13 protein-coding genes and 1 tRNA gene are annotated in these 14,078 nt (G+C 67.4%); 8 read left to right on the top strand and 6 right to left on the bottom strand.

Annotated elements, in window-relative coordinates; genetic code table 11:
• The first annotated feature begins 140 nt into the window (after window positions 1-140).
• The 4 genes from gyrB to I4Q55_RS01890 all read left to right on the top strand — a co-directional run bounded on the left by gyrB (window position 141) and on the right by I4Q55_RS01890 (window position 5,505).
• On the top strand, window positions 141-2,108 hold the full coding sequence (gyrB, locus tag I4Q55_RS01905; protein ID WP_206784237.1) for a DNA topoisomerase (ATP-hydrolyzing) subunit B: 1,968 nt from the start codon (window positions 141-143) through the stop codon (window positions 2,106-2,108).
• 46 nt (window positions 2,109-2,154) lie between these two features.
• Window positions 2,155-4,692 carry a DNA gyrase subunit A gene (gene gyrA, locus I4Q55_RS01900; protein ID WP_206784236.1) on the top strand — a complete coding sequence of 846 codons (2,538 nt, stop codon included), beginning with the start codon at window positions 2,155-2,157 and terminating at the stop codon, window positions 4,690-4,692.
• 48 nt (window positions 4,693-4,740) lie between these two features.
• Window positions 4,741-5,382: a DUF3566 domain-containing protein gene (locus I4Q55_RS01895; protein ID WP_206784235.1), complete on the top strand. Its 642-nt coding sequence runs from the start codon at window positions 4,741-4,743 to the stop codon at window positions 5,380-5,382.
• A gap of 49 nt (window positions 5,383-5,431) precedes the next feature.
• Window positions 5,432-5,505, top strand: a tRNA-Ile gene (locus tag I4Q55_RS01890).
• 115 nt (window positions 5,506-5,620) lie between these two features.
• Here I4Q55_RS01890 and I4Q55_RS01885 read toward each other — a convergent pair.
• Genes I4Q55_RS01885 through I4Q55_RS01860 form a run of 6 tightly spaced genes read right to left on the bottom strand, consistent with a single transcriptional unit; the run spans window position 5,621 to window position 9,714 of the window.
• On the bottom strand, window positions 5,621-6,886 hold the full coding sequence (locus tag I4Q55_RS01885; protein ID WP_206784234.1) for a site-specific integrase: 1,266 nt from the start codon (window positions 6,884-6,886) through the stop codon (window positions 5,621-5,623).
• A complete protein-coding gene (locus I4Q55_RS48910) occupies window positions 6,853-7,149 on the bottom strand; it encodes a helix-turn-helix domain-containing protein (protein WP_242545112.1) in 297 nt (98 codons plus the stop codon). Before I4Q55_RS48910 ends, I4Q55_RS01885 begins: the two co-directional genes overlap by 34 nt.
• A gap of 42 nt (window positions 7,150-7,191) precedes the next feature.
• Window positions 7,192-8,580 (bottom strand): replication initiator, encoded by a 1,389-nt coding sequence (locus I4Q55_RS01875; RefSeq protein ID WP_242545111.1) that lies wholly within the window; start codon window positions 8,578-8,580, stop codon window positions 7,192-7,194.
• Entirely contained in the window at window positions 8,580-8,903 is a 324-nt protein-coding gene (locus tag I4Q55_RS01870; protein WP_206784233.1) for a hypothetical protein, read from the bottom strand. The genes I4Q55_RS01875 and I4Q55_RS01870 overlap by 1 nt, the downstream gene beginning before the upstream one ends.
• Entirely contained in the window at window positions 8,903-9,169 is a 267-nt protein-coding gene (locus I4Q55_RS01865; RefSeq protein WP_206784232.1) for a hypothetical protein, read from the bottom strand. The genes I4Q55_RS01870 and I4Q55_RS01865 overlap by 1 nt, the downstream gene beginning before the upstream one ends.
• A complete protein-coding gene (locus tag I4Q55_RS01860; RefSeq protein WP_206784231.1) occupies window positions 9,166-9,714 on the bottom strand; it encodes a hypothetical protein in 549 nt (182 codons plus the stop codon). Before I4Q55_RS01860 ends, I4Q55_RS01865 begins: the two co-directional genes overlap by 4 nt.
• Before the next feature lie 199 nt (window positions 9,715-9,913).
• On the opposite strand from I4Q55_RS01860, the gene I4Q55_RS01855 reads away from it, so the two are divergent.
• The 4 genes from I4Q55_RS01855 to I4Q55_RS01840 all read left to right on the top strand — a co-directional run bounded on the left by I4Q55_RS01855 (window position 9,914) and on the right by I4Q55_RS01840 (window position 14,054).
• Window positions 9,914-10,228 carry a putative quinol monooxygenase gene (locus tag I4Q55_RS01855; protein WP_206784230.1) on the top strand — a complete coding sequence of 105 codons (315 nt, stop codon included), beginning with the start codon at window positions 9,914-9,916 and terminating at the stop codon, window positions 10,226-10,228.
• Window positions 10,221-11,423, top strand: coding sequence for a helix-turn-helix transcriptional regulator (locus tag I4Q55_RS01850; RefSeq protein WP_206784229.1), 1,203 nt, complete (start codon window positions 10,221-10,223; stop codon window positions 11,421-11,423). Before I4Q55_RS01855 ends, I4Q55_RS01850 begins: the two co-directional genes overlap by 8 nt.
• An 842-nt stretch (window positions 11,424-12,265) precedes the next feature.
• A complete protein-coding gene (locus I4Q55_RS01845) occupies window positions 12,266-12,940 on the top strand; it encodes a hypothetical protein (RefSeq protein WP_206784228.1) in 675 nt (224 codons plus the stop codon).
• Complete coding sequence (locus tag I4Q55_RS01840; protein ID WP_206784227.1) at window positions 12,918-14,054, top strand: ImmA/IrrE family metallo-endopeptidase; 1,137 nt, start codon at window positions 12,918-12,920, stop codon at window positions 14,052-14,054. Before I4Q55_RS01845 ends, I4Q55_RS01840 begins: the two co-directional genes overlap by 23 nt.
• The last annotated feature ends 24 nt before the right edge of the window (window positions 14,055-14,078 follow it).

The following is a 14,078-nucleotide window of genomic DNA, read 5'->3' as shown; positions in this document are numbered from 1 at the left end:
TACGTCAAGAGTCGGCTCGAACCGATTTCGTTCGTCTGTGACGCGTTCAGGGGTGTCCTTGCCGCATGTCAGCGGACGCGGCCAAGTACACTGGGAGGGAGCGAGCGTCCGCTCGGGCGAGACGAGGAGAAACAACGCCGGTGACCGAGAACAAGAGCGAGTACAACGCGTCGTCGATCACGGTGCTCGAAGGCCTCGAAGCGGTCCGCAAGCGCCCCGGCATGTACATCGGTTCCACCGGTGAACGCGGGCTGCACCACCTCGTCCAGGAGGTCGTCGACAACTCCGTCGACGAGGCGATGGCGGGGTACGCCACCAAGGTCGAGGTTACCCTGCTCGCCGACGGCGGGGTGCGCGTCGTCGACGACGGCCGCGGCATCCCGGTCGACATGCACCCCAAGGAGAACAAGCCGACCATCGAGGTCGTGCTCACCCAGCTGCACGCGGGCGGCAAGTTCGACAGCGACTCCTACGCGGTGTCCGGCGGTCTGCACGGCGTCGGCATCTCCGTGGTGAACGCGCTCTCGACGAGGCTGCTGGCCGAGGTCAAGTACGGCGGCCGCAGCTGGCGCCAGGAGTACACGAACCAGGTGCCCGGCCCGCTCGAGGACCTCGGCCCGGCGACCGAGACCGGCACGACGATGACGTTCTGGGCCGACGGCGAGATCTTCGAGACCACGACGTACAACTTCGAGACCATCTCGCGCCGGCTCCAGGAGATGGCGTTCCTCAACAAGGGGCTGACGCTGTCCCTGCGCGACGAGCGCGTCGCCGACGAGGAGACTGAGGAGGACGCGGAGGGCAAGGTCGCCCGCGTCAAGGAGAAGGTCTACTGCTACCCGGGCGGGCTCGAGGACTTCGTCAAGCACATCAACGGCAGCAAGGACCCGATCCACCCCAGCGTCATCTCCTTCGACGCCAAGGGCACCGGCCTCGAGGTCGAGGTCGCGATGCAGTGGAACACCGGGTTCACGCCGTCGGTCTACACGTTCGCCAACACGATCAACACCCACGAGGGCGGCACCCACGAAGAGGGCTTCCGCGCCGCGCTGACCCGCGTCGTCAACGCGTACGCGCGCGACAAGAAGCTGCTCAAGGAGAAGGACGCCAACCTGACCGGCGACGACGTGCGCGAGGGCCTCGCCGCGATCGTCTCGATCAAGCTGGGCGAGCCGCAGTTCGAGGGCCAGACCAAGACCAAGCTGGGCAACAGCGAAGCCAAGACGTTCGTGCAGCAGCAGTCGAACGAGTGGCTGGCCGACTGGTTCGAGCGCAACCCCACCGAGGCGAAGACGATCATCAACAAGTCGATCTCCTCGGCGCAGGCCCGGATGGCCGCGCGCAAGGCGCGTGACCTGGTCCGCCGCAAGGGCGCGCTGGAGATCGGCGGCCTGCCCGGCAAGCTCAAGGACTGCCGCTCGACCAACCCGGCGGAGTGCGAGCTCTACATCGTCGAGGGTGACTCGGCCGGTGGCTCGGCCAAGGAGGGCCGGGACTCGATGTACCAGGCGATCCTGCCGATCCGCGGCAAGATCATCAACGTCGAGAAGGCCCGCATCGACCGCGTCCTCAAGAACACCGAGGTCCAGTCGCTGATCACCGCGCTGGGCACCGGCATCCACGACGAGTTCGACCTCGAGAAGCTGCGCTACCACAAGATCGTGCTGATGGCCGACGCCGACGTCGACGGCCAGCACATCACCACGCTGCTGCTCACCCTGCTGTTCCGGTTCATGACGCCGCTGATCGAGCACGGCCACGTCTTCCTGTCGCGGCCGCCGCTGTACAAGATCAAGTGGCCGCGGACGGAGCCGGAGTACGCCTACTCCGACCGCGAGCGCGACGCCGTCATCAGGGCGGGCGTCGAGGCGGGCAAGAAGCTGCCGAAGGACGACGCGATCCAGCGCTACAAGGGTCTCGGCGAGATGAACGCCGAAGAGCTGTGGGAGACCACCATGGACCCGGCGAACCGGCTGCTGGGCCGCGTCACGATGGACGACGCCGCCCAGGCGGACGACCTGTTCTCCGTCCTGATGGGCGAGGACGTCGAGGCGCGCCGCTCGTTCATCACGCGCAACGCCAAGGACGTGCGCTTCCTGGACGTGTGAGCGTCCCCCGACCTTGTCCCGCCAGGACTCACCCGAGAAGGACCAGATGACGGAAACCCTGCCGCCGGCTCCGGAAAACGACCGGATCGAACCGGTCGACATCCAGCAGGAGATGCAGCGCTCCTACATCGACTACGCGATGAGCGTGATCGTGTCGCGCGCGCTGCCGGACGTGCGCGACGGCCTCAAGCCGGTCGCCCGCCGGATCCTGTACTCGATGTTCGACTCCGGCTTCCGGCCGGACCGCGGGTACAACAAGTGCTCCCGCGTCGTCGGCGACGTGATGGGCAACTACCACCCGCACGGTGACTCGGCGATCTACGACGCGCTGGTCCGGCTCGCGCAGCCGTGGTCGCTGCGCTACCCGCTGATCGACGGCCAGGGCAACTTCGGCTCGTCGGGCAACGACCCCGCGGCCGCCATGCGGTACACGGAGTCGCGGCTCGCGCCGCTGGCCATGCAGATGCTGGCCGACATCGAAGAAGACACCGTCGACTTCTCCGACAACTACGACGGCCGCACGCAGGAGCCCGACGTCCTGCCGTCGCGCTTCCCGAACCTGCTGGTCAACGGCGGTTCCGGGATCGCGGTCGGGATGGCGACCAACATCCCGCCGCACAACCTGCGCGAGGTTTCCGATGGCGTCGTCTGGGCGCTGGAGAACCCCGACGCGACCGACGACGAGCTGCTCGCCGCGCTGCTGGTGCGCATCAAGGGCCCGGACTTCCCGACCAAGGCGATGATCCTCGGCACGTCCGGCATCGAGGACGCCTACCGTACGGGCCGCGGCTCGATCCGGATGCGCGCGGTCGTCGAGGTCGAAGAGGACGCGAAGGGCCGCACGATCCTGGTCGTGTCCGAGCTGCCGTACCAGGTCAACCCGGACAACCTGGTCGAGAACATCGCGAACCTGGTCCGCGACGGCAAGCTCACCGGCATCGCCGACATCGCCGACGAGTCCAACAGCCGCTCCGGCATGCGGATCGTCGTCACGATCAAGCGGGACGCGGTCGCGAAGGTCGTGCTGAACAACCTGTTCAAGCACACCCAGCTGCAGCAGAACTTCGGCGTCAACATGCTGGCGCTGGTCGACGGCGTGCCGCGCACGCTGCGGCTCGACCAGATCATCCGGCACTACGTGAAGCACCAGGTCGAGGTCATCGTCCGGCGGACCAAGTTCCGCCTCAAGAAGGCCGAAGAGCGGGCCCACATCCTGCGTGGGTACGTCAAGGCGCTCGACATGCTCGACGAGGTCATCGCCCTCATCCGGCGGTCGCCCTCGGCGGACGAAGCCCGGCCGGCCCTGATGGAGCTGCTGGACGTCGACGAGATCCAGGCGACCGCGATCCTCGACATGCAGCTGCGGCGCCTCGCCGCACTGGAGCGGCAGCGGATCATCGACCAGCTGGCCGAGATCGAGCTCGAGATCGCCGACCTCAAGGACATCCTCGAGAAGCCGGAGCGGCAGCGCGCGCTGATCCGCGACGAGCTGATGGCGATCGTCGAGAAGTACGGCGACGACCGGCGCACGAAGATCATCGGCTTCAGCGGCGACGTCACCGACGAAGAGCTCATCGCGGTCGAGGACGTCGTCGTCACCATCACCCGCACGGGGTACGCCAAGCGGACGAAAACGGACCTGTACCGCTCGCAGAAGCGCGGCGGCAAGGGGGTGCAGGGCGCGACGCTGAAGCAGGACGACATCGTCCAGCACTTCTTCGTCTGCTCGACCCACGACTGGATCCTGTTCTTCACGAACAAGGGCAGGGTTTACCGGACGAAGGCGTACGAGCTGCCCGAGGCCAACCGCAACGCGCGCGGCCAGCACGTGGCGAACCTGATGGCGTTCCAGCCGGACGAGCAGATCGCCCAGGTCATCGAGATCAAGAACTACGAGGTGGCGCCGTACCTGGTGCTCGCCACCAAGCGCGGCCTGGTGAAGAAGACCAAGCTCACCGACTTCGACTCCAACCGCTCCGGCGGCCTCATCGCCATCAACCTGCGCGAGGGCGACGAGCTGGTCGGCGCGGTGCTGGCCGGCGCCGAGGACGACCTGCTGCTGGTGTCGGCCGAGGGCCAGTCCATCCGCTTCCACGCGACGGACGAGGCCCTGCGGCCGATGGGCCGCCCGACGTCCGGAGTCATGGGCATGCGCTTCAACGACGGCGACGAGCTGCTCGGCATCAGCGTCGTCAAGGAGGGCAAGTTCCTGCTGGTCGCCACGGACGGCGGGTACTCCAAGCGCACGCCGATCGAGGACTACCCGGTCCAGGGCCGCGGCGGCAAGGGCGTGCTCACCATTCAGCACGACCGGAAACGTGGCAGGCTGGTGGGTGCGCTCATCGTCGACGCCGAGGACGAGCTGTACGCGATCACCTCGAGCGGCGGCGTGATCCGCACGCCGGCGGGCGACGTCCGCAAGGCGGGACGGCAGACGAAGGGGGTCCGGCTGATGAATCTCGGCGAAGGCACCACTCTTCTCGCGGTCGCACGCAACGCGGACGAGCCCTCGGACGTCGCCAATGGTGACGCTCCTGAAGCACCCGAAACGGGTGACGAAACGACGGCGCCGACCGAGCAGTAAGTTTGCTCTCGACGGCGGCCCCACGGCACGGGTAAGGACTGACTCTTCGTGACACCATCCGAGAATCCCGAGGCAGCGGGTTCGAACGGGACTCCGGCGAGCCCACCCTGGCAGCGGGTCGACAAGGAAGGCGACTCCGAAGCGACGGTCAAGCTGGCCACGGAGGAAGCGCAGCCTGCCGCCACCGAGCGCCAGGTCGTGACGGGCAGCGCGGCCCCCCGCCTGTTCGGAGCGAGCGACACCCCACCGGCATCAACCGGCGAGGTCCCATCGGCATCGACGCAGCGCGCTCGCCCGAGCGCGCTGCGCCGCCCGGGCCGCGGCCCCCGCCGAGCATCCCTGCAGGTGAAGCGCTTCGACCCGTGGTCGGTGCTGAAGCTGTCCCTGGTCCTCGGCGTCGCGATGTTCTTCGTCTGGCTGGTGGCGGTCGGCGTCCTGTACACGGTGCTGGACGGCATGGGCGTGTGGGACAAGCTGAACGGAACGTACTCGTCCCTGGTCGGCGGCGAGGGCGCGAACGCCTCGGCAGAACCCCTGATCAGCGCCGGCCGGGTGTTCGGCATCGCAGCCATCCTGGGCGCGATCAACATCGTCCTGGTCTCGGCACTGGCCACGGTGAGCGCGTTCATCTACAACGTCTCGGCAGACCTGGCAGGAGGCCTGGAGGTCACCCTGTCCGAACGAGAGTGACCCGGTTGCAGGGCCCCTTCGGGGGTCCTGTAAAGTTCTCCTCGTTCAAGGGCCTATAGCTCAGGCGGTTAGAGCGCTTCGCTGATAACGAAGAGGTCCCAGGTTCAAGTCCTGGTAGGCCCACGCACGAGAACAACCCCCGTGACCAGCAAGTTCACGGGGGTTGTGTCGTTTGTGGACTATGGAATTTTGGGTCTGATCTGAGCCGTAGGCAGCGAAAAGGCAGCATGGCCCGGCGCTACACGGCCGCGAGCACTCCGCCACCGTCGTCGTCCGGGTCGTCGTCCAGAGCGCTGAGGATGGCGTCGTGGTCCTCGGTCTTGCGCACGTAGAACTTGAGCGTGGTGGTGACGTTCTCGTGCCCCATGACGCGCTGGAGCTTGTTCACCGGGACACCGTCGTCGGCCAGCCACGTACCGTAGCTGTGTCGCAGGTCGTGGAAGGTGAGCCCGCCGAACTGGTTGCGGGCGATCTCGATCACGGCGTCCCGCTCCCGCTCCCAGATGGTCGTGTGGGCGTCCCCGGCCCGGCCGGTCCAGGTGGCCTCGAACCGGTCGCCGTTGCGCTCCAGGTGCCCGAGCAGGCCAGCGCGGACGAGCGTCGGCCGCCAGATCCGGGCGCGGAAGAGGGTGCGCCGCAGCGCGCCACCGGCCTCGTTGGTGAACAACATCCGGGCCGGTCCCTCCGCCGGGTAGCGCTCCAGATGGGCGCGGATCTCGCTCACCACCCACGCCGGCAGGGGCACGGTCCGACGCCCGGCCCGGGACTTCGGGTAGGGCTTGAACGAGGTCGACCCGGCCACCTCGATCACGGTCCGGATGACCTGGAGGTTCCCGGCGTCGAGGTCGACGGCGTCCATGCACAGGGCGATCACCTCGCCCCAGCGCAGGCCGGAGAACGCGGCCGTGGCCACCAGCGCCCGGTACCGGTCCGGCGTGGCGGGCAGGATCATGTCCCGCACCTCACGCCGGGTGGCGATCTTGTCGTCGGTGTCGTGGACGCGGCGACGTGGGACCTTCACGTCGTCGGCCGGGTTGTGCCCGATCAGGCGGTTCCGGACGGCGGAGCGCAGGACGCCCGAGGTCAGCCGCTTGCACTCGGCAACGGTCGACCGAGCGAGCGTCGTCTTGGTCAGCTCGGTGACCCACGCCTGGACCGACAGGTGATCGATCTTGCCGAGCTGCCAGTCGCCCCACTTCGGCAGGACGTGCGTGCGCATGATCGAGGTGTCCCGGGCAACCGTGGTCGCCTCGTTGTTCCACGAGTCCATCCAGGCCCACGCGTGGTCCCCGAACAGCGTCCGGCCGGCGTGGGGCGAGACGTAGACGCCCCCGGACTTGGACGTCTCCGCCTGAGCGAGGAAGGTCAGCGCTTCCCGCTTGGTCGCGAAGGTCTTCGAGCGCTGCTTGCCGGAGGGCTCGCGCCAGAACGCCTTCCACTTCCCCGAGTCGCTGCGGTTGACGAAGCCCATCAGGCACCCACCGTCGCCAGCGAGTCCAGCCATTCGGCGAACCGCTTGCGGGAGATCACCCAGCGGCGGCCCACCCGGAACGCGGGGATCGTGCCGTCCTTGACGTACTGGTAGGTGACGCCCCGGGACAGGTTGAGCAGGTAGGCAACCTCCAGCACGGTGTACGTGGCCTTGTGCGGGTCGATCACCGGGACGTCCCCGGTGTAGGGCGCGTCGCCGTGGCGCTCCGCGTGGAGCTGGTCGGCGGGCGCGTCGGTGGTGGCGTAGCGCGGCAGGTGGATCAAGTGCCCGTTCATGGTTTTCCCTTCGTACCAACGGTTTCCGGCGACACGGGTGTGTCAGCCGGGGGAGTCGTCCTGGCCGTCCAGGCGACGTCTGGCGAGGTGAAGCTCCGAGAACACCGCAGCGAGACGGCGCTCAGCGTCGTTGAGGTAGCCGAGCCCGGTCATGGACCAGTCGTTGACGACGGTCAGCACCTCGTCATCGGCGATCCCCAGGGCTTCGCGCTGCTCATCGAGGCGGTACTCCGCACGGGTCCGGCGGATCTCGCCGAAGGTGGTCGAGTAGCGGCGGGACTTCGTCAGGAAGTGGCCCCGGAACCCGAGCATGTGCGCCCACTTCCGGAGGTTCAGCTCCTCGAACTCCGGCAGGCCACCGAGCCGCCACGCGGTCCGCATGAGCTGCTTGTGGTGCTCGGTCACGGGGAGCTGCTCGATGTGCTCCGCCGACCGGATCCGGTAGTCGCTGCCCTCGGTCAGCCGGGTGCCCTTGGTGGCGTACTTGGCGACGTAGCCCGCCACGCGCCGGTCATGCCAGCCGCCCTCCGACTCCTCCGAGGTGCCCTCCGACACGGCGATCGGCTCGACGTCGACCTGCTCACCCCAGGTCAGCGGGACCACGCCCACGGCCGGGGACTCCGGGGTCCGGACGACGACGGACGCGGCGGCAGCCTGGATCACGGCGGTGAGGACGTCCTCAGTCACGGCGGCCGGCGGGCGCGGTCCCTCGGGGCCGTCCGGGCCGTCGATGCGGACGACGGCGTGGAAGTGGATGAGCCCGCGGCGCTGGTACTCCGCCACCTTCGCGTAGGACAGGCGCATGACGTCGCGCAGTTCACCGGGGCGGATGCCCAGGGCGCGGGCGAGCTTGCGGCCCACGGCGATGGTGAAGCGGCGCCACAGCTCTCCGGCGTGGGCCTGCCACAGCACCGACCCGACGTAGTCGTAGGTGGACGGGTCGATCGGGGTGCCGAGGGCGTCGTCGTACTGGGAGTGCAGCTCACCGCAGGAGCAGCGGCGCACGTGTCCGTTGCGGACGGGTCGCGAGTGGACTTTCCCGAACGACGGCGCGGTCAGCGTGGCCAGCACGCGCAGGTGGCCGGTGACGGTTTCGGGGACGCCCTTGCCCCCGGCCAGCCCGGCGCGGATGAGGTGGAACGTGTCGTGCGCGTAGTGGGCGGAGCAGGACTCGCACACCGCAGCACGGCGGTTCTTGCAGGGGACGAACACCGAGCCGGACAGCTCGGAGACGATCTTGCCGGAGGAGTCGACCACAGTGGACGACCCGGCCATCCGGACCGGCTTCGCGCAGCCCCGAGCGGCCTTGACCTTCTCGGCCCAGGTGTCGAAGTTCGCGCGGGCGAGCACGTGCGCCAACGCCGGGTCCAGGGTGCCGGACTCGGTGAACTCGGCGACCATCTCGCGGAAGCCGTGCGGGGCGGCCACCATCAGCCGATCACCCCGATGGTGTACTCGGGGACCTCACGCGGGGCCATCAGCGCGGCCGGTACCACGACGTAGGAGCCGCCACCGTGAGCGTGTTCGCGGCGCACGGCCCCGGGGATCGGGTAGGCGTCGTCCTCCCCGGTGAAGTCGAACGCCTCGTCGTCGGCGACCAGGATGTCCCACTCGCCGGGCTCCAGAGCGAGGGTGCCGGTGACGACGTCGGCGGCGTAGCCGGGCAGCTCAGCGAAGGTCGACCGGGCGTAGGTCCGTTCGGTGATCGGGTTGATGTCGGCGAAGGTGAAGGTCACGAGCGAGTCGGCGGCCATCAGGCAGCCACCCCCACGGCGTGACGCGGGCGGGCCGACGCCTCGTTGCGGCAGGCGCACTCCTGAGCGGTAACGCTGACCTCGTCGAACGTCGCGATCTGGCCGTCGCCGGGGCAGAAGCCGCACGGGCGGAACGGGTAGACCGGCACGCCGTCGACCAGCGTCAGGCCGGTCCCCTGGCACGGGCAACGCGCCATGCGGACCTCGACGACAACGTGCGTCACGCCGCAGTGACCGCAGGGCACCAGCTCCACGGCGGCCATCACGCGGCCACCTTCGTGTCGGCCATCACCGCGTCCAGAAGGTCGCACTTGGCCAGGCACGCGCGGTCCATCTGCTTGCGGGAGCCCCACACGCGCCGCATCTCCTTGCGCCACAACGCAACCGAGATCTTCTTGCGGCTCGACGCCACCTCGGTTGCCCGCCATTCAGCAGCGATCCGGCGGACCTCTTCCACCCCGAGCCGCTCCAGGCCGACCAGGAACAGGTCCGCGAGGACGTCCGCCGCCGTGCGGTGCTCGAAGGCGACCCCGGCAGCGTGGAGAGCCACCTGGACCTCGGTGGAGTCGAGGACGTGCACGCCGTCCGGAAGGGACACCGCGAGGGCGACACCCCAGCGAGACTCCTGGTACCAGCCACCACCGAGACGCACCGTGCGCGTGGGCGGCTGGTCGGCGGTGAAGACGAACGCACCGTCGTTGACCCACGCCAGGGACAGGCTCACGGCCCCGAACGACGTCGAGTTGACGATCAGTACGTGCCCGGCGGGTGCGACCTGTGTCGGCACCGCTTTGTCGATCAACGCAGTCATCGGAACCCTCCCTGACCAGTCCTGTCCTGACGCCAACGACGCTACGTGATACTGAAGTACGTGTCTAGTACTTAAGTACGGATTAATACGGTCAAGTTCTGTTGAAACCCGCTGACCTGCATAAATACGGACAGGTCATCCGTACTTAAATCCGGATGGAGTACTATGGTTGCGGGACTACGACAGCGAGGAGCCCGCCATGTACGCACTGGTTGTGCGGTTCGATCTGAAGGACGACGCGAGCGCCGTTGACTTCGACCGGTTGGTCGAGGAGACCGGCAAGGGGATCGCCAAGGACGAGCCCGGCACGCTTGTCTACGTCACCCACCGGGTAGACGGTGCGCCGCTCGCGCGCGTCTTCTACGAGGTGTACCGGGACCGGGCCGCGTTCGAGGAGCACGAGCGCCAGCCGCACACGCTTCGCTTCCTTGCTGAGCGTGATCAGTTCATCGCAGCGACGCGGGTCGAGTTCATCACGCCGGCCACCTCGAAGGGTCTCCCCGCCGATGGCTGAGGAAGACGTCGAACTCGGAAGGAAAATCGCGTTCCACAGAGGACGGCGAGGCCTGTCACAACGGGAGTTCGCGCCGCTGATCGACCGGTCGGAAGCTTGGTTGTCGCAGGTCGAGCGGGGCGTGCGCGCCGCGAAGAGCCTGGACGTGCTGGAACGCATCGCGCGTGTCCTTGACGTGCCCATGGCTGAGCTTGCGCCAACGGCCCCAGCGGTGGCGGCGACCGAGCGACCGGCGAGCGCAGTGCCGCTCCGACTGCTCTTGAGCGCGAACTTCGCTCTTCGCGCTGTTCTCGGGAAGCAGCCACAGCCGGACCTCGATGCGCTCCGCAACGACACAGACCAGGTGTGGGTACTCGCGCACGAGTCACGCTACGAGGAGCTTGTTGGCCTCCTGGAGACCCTTCTACCGAGACTCGAAGCGGCAGCAGGCAGTGACGACGCGTCCGAGGTGTTCGCGCTTCTCGCACGGAGCTACCACGCCTGTGCGGCCGCCCTCGCGAAGTTGCAGCAGTTCGACGCGGCGTGGGTTGCGGCTGACCGAGCAATATCCGATGCCGGCCGGGCAGGTGATCCGCTGCTCATGGCAGAGGGAGCCTTCCGACTGACCCTGGTGTTCCAGGGGGCGCGGCAGCTCGATCAGGCGGAGCACACGGCCACCACGGCGAGCGTGGCTCTGGAAGGGCTGGTGGAGCAAGGAATCCCGGAGGCGTTGAGCGTCTGCGGTGCCCTCACGCTGCAGCGAGCCGTCATCGCGGCGAGGACCGAGAGGGCAGAAGAGGCTTGGCAGCACCTGAGCCGTGCGCGCGAGATCGCCTCAAGACTCGGTGAGGACCGGAACGACTATCACACCGAATTCGGTCCCACGAACGTCGCGCTCCACGAGGTCGCCGTGGCGGTTGATCTCGGGGACGCGGGTGAGGCCGTACGGCGAGCCGCCACGATTGACGCCTCAAGGCTCTCTCCCGAGCGTCGAGGCAGATTGTTGATCGACGTAGCGCGGGCATGGACGCAGCGGCGGAACGTCGAGCGAGCCCTTGCAGCGCTTGAGGATGCGGAGCAGATCGCTCCGGAGCAGGTCTACCGACACCGGCTTGTGCATACGATGGTCCGCGATCTTGCCCGGATGGAGTCCGATGTGCCGCCCGCGCTTGAGGAGTTCGCGCGTCGAGCCGGAGTGACCCTGGTCGGTCGGTGACGGTGAGGTCCGTAGTGGTGAGAACTTTCTCTACAGGATCAAGGCGGCCCCTGCGGGGCCGCTCGGCCCGGTCCCTTGCCCCGGCCAAGCCCTTGCCGGGGCGTGCGGGCTGGCGCCCGGTCCCCGGCAAGTCGGCCGGGGCGGAAGGCCGATGACCACGGTGGGCCGGATCTGGAGAACCAATGTCCTCGCCGGACGGGCAGGTCTCCGAGATGGCCGGCGGGGGAGCACCGGTCGCGTCCGTGACTGGCCTGTCGCCATCTCGTCGACCTCCCGGAGGGCTATCGCACCGCGTCAAGGGGGCGACTCGCAGGGGTACGCTCAGCCGGGCGGAAGGTGCCCCCTTGACCCGGCACGATCGGGCGTTGCCAGGTCGACGAGATGGCGAAGAGGCCACCCACTTGTAGGGGGAGATCAGGCAGCGGAGAGGCAGCGAACGCAACGTCACTCACCGGTCTTCCATGATCCGCAAAAGCACATCACCGCAGCTCAGGGGCACTGAACGGTACGGCCCAGCAGTCTGGATCATCACTGATAACGAAGAGGTCCCAGGTTCAAGTCCTGGTAGGCCCACGCAGGTCAAGCCCGGTTCGCGTCTCGCGAGCCGGGCTTTTTGCATGACCTGGGTGACAAACTGGGTGACTGTCAGCTCTCGAAGATCTCGTTCTGACGCGTTTGTCGCCGGCACTGCCGTGTCTTCGTTTCAGCGGTCGATCGCCGATCGGCGCAAGTTTTGACTTCCCAGTCTCGCGTGTCTGGCCTGTCTCCTCTGCTGCGTTGTCGCGCGAGCTTGGGACGTCGGACAGTCAGATCACGTCGAGGTAGAGCGGCCGTGAGCTGAGATGTTTAACTATCTGCGTGATATTATCACGCCCATGGTTCAAGACCATGTGGAGCGGATCCGGTCCGCGATGCTCGGCCTCTGCGAGCCGCTGCATGACGCCTTTACGTTCGCGGAGCAGCGCCGTCAGGAGTTGCTCGCTCACCTTGACGACGGTCCTGACTACGTGTGGTTCGGAACGCATACGGTCCGCGCCTTCGCGCATCACCGTCTTCGTCAGCTCAAAAACGAACTCGGCAACTGGAAGCTGAGCGGCAACCACGCACGCAACGGCGAGCTGTGGCTGACTGACGACCACTACGGCGTCCGGATGCTGCACAGCCCTAATGGCGGCGTGGTTCCCCCGCCTGGGTCCAACCTCGCGCGGAGGGCCTTCTACTGCAACCCTCCGTTAACTGGCATGATCCCGATGTTCGGCGACTTGGGCGACAAGCTGCTTGGTTTGTGGCGCATCGACCCGGAGACTGCTGCGCCGGTCTTCCGGATCGTGCGCACGATCGGAGAGTGGAAGTGGGGAAAGCACCAGAAGACCGACCTGGACTTCCCGCTGCCCGCTACAGCGGACGAGCTGGCTGACCTGTCGTTCGAACCGACAGACGAAGGCTTGGGGCTGGACCTGCCCCTCGACGACCAACAAGAAGAGGGCGATTCCGATGCTGGCGGCATCACCGGGTGAGCGACTGCGGACCCTGCGGGATCTGCTTGGCCTCACCCAGGAGCAGCTGGAGAACATCTCTGGCGTGAAGCAGTCGTGGATCTCTCAGGTAGAGACCGCGTCTCGCGACGCGACCGAAGACGGACTACGGGCGATCGCCGAGGCCACCGACACGCCGTTCGGGTTCTTCGCCGTCCAGCCAACCACGGTGCCGCTGGACTCGCTCAGGTTTCGCAAGCGTGCCTCGGCCAGCAAGGTGCTGACCCGGCGGGTGCGCACTTTCTACGCCGAGAGCTACCGGATCAACGAAGCATTGGTCACAGCGGAAAGCTACCCAACGCCACCACTGCCCTATGCCACAGCCGAGGACCTGTCACCTGATGACATCGAGGAGTTAGCCGCCCAAACCCGAGAAGCTCTGCGGCTCGCACCGGACAAGCCGATCCCGCACTTGACGAGGGCCTTGGAGCGATCCGGTGTCGCTGTGGCGCCGTTCGTGCTGACCGATGACCCGGAAGAACAGCCGGTCGCGGGCGGACACTTCGGCGTGTCCTATTGGGGCGGAGTCGGTGAGCCTGCACTGATCGGGTATTTCCCGGGCAGCCAGGGCGACCGGGAACGGTTCACCCTCGCGCACGAAGTCGGCCATCTCGTGCTGCACACATTCCGGCCCCGAGCCGCGGACGCCGAGCGGGAAGCCGATCGATTCGCCGGTGCGCTGCTGATGCCACGTGAGCGAGCTGAGGAGAACATTTCCGAGCGCGCCACACTGCGGGAGTACGCGCGACTGAAGGCCACCTGGGGAGTGTCCATGCAGGCTTTGATCCAGCGTGGCTATGGTCTCGACCTCCTCGGCGAAACCCGCCGGCGCTCTCTGTTCGTCCAGCTGTCATCGAAAGGCTGGCGCAAGCAAGAACCGGTCAACGTAGGACGGGAGGCCCCATTGCTGTTGTGGACGCTGCTAAGTCGGAAGTTCGGGCAGCGTCCGTATCGCCCGGCGGCGGAGTCGCTTGCAGTGCCGCCGACGATGCTCCGGTCGATCGCGCCGACGCCGGTCGAAACGTCCAAGCCGAGTCGCCAGGAACCTCCTGAGCCGTCCTCGGTAGCTGTCCGCCGGATCGGCTTGACGAACTAGGGCGTTCCGATCCGCAAGCAAGGA

Origin of the sequence: Amycolatopsis sp. MtRt-6, from assembly GCF_017308975.1 — a bacterium.
Classification (GTDB): Bacteria; Actinomycetota; Actinomycetes; order Mycobacteriales; family Pseudonocardiaceae; genus Amycolatopsis.
The sequence above is the reverse complement of the archived record's forward strand: the minus strand, read 5'-3'. Positions and strand labels throughout refer to the sequence as shown.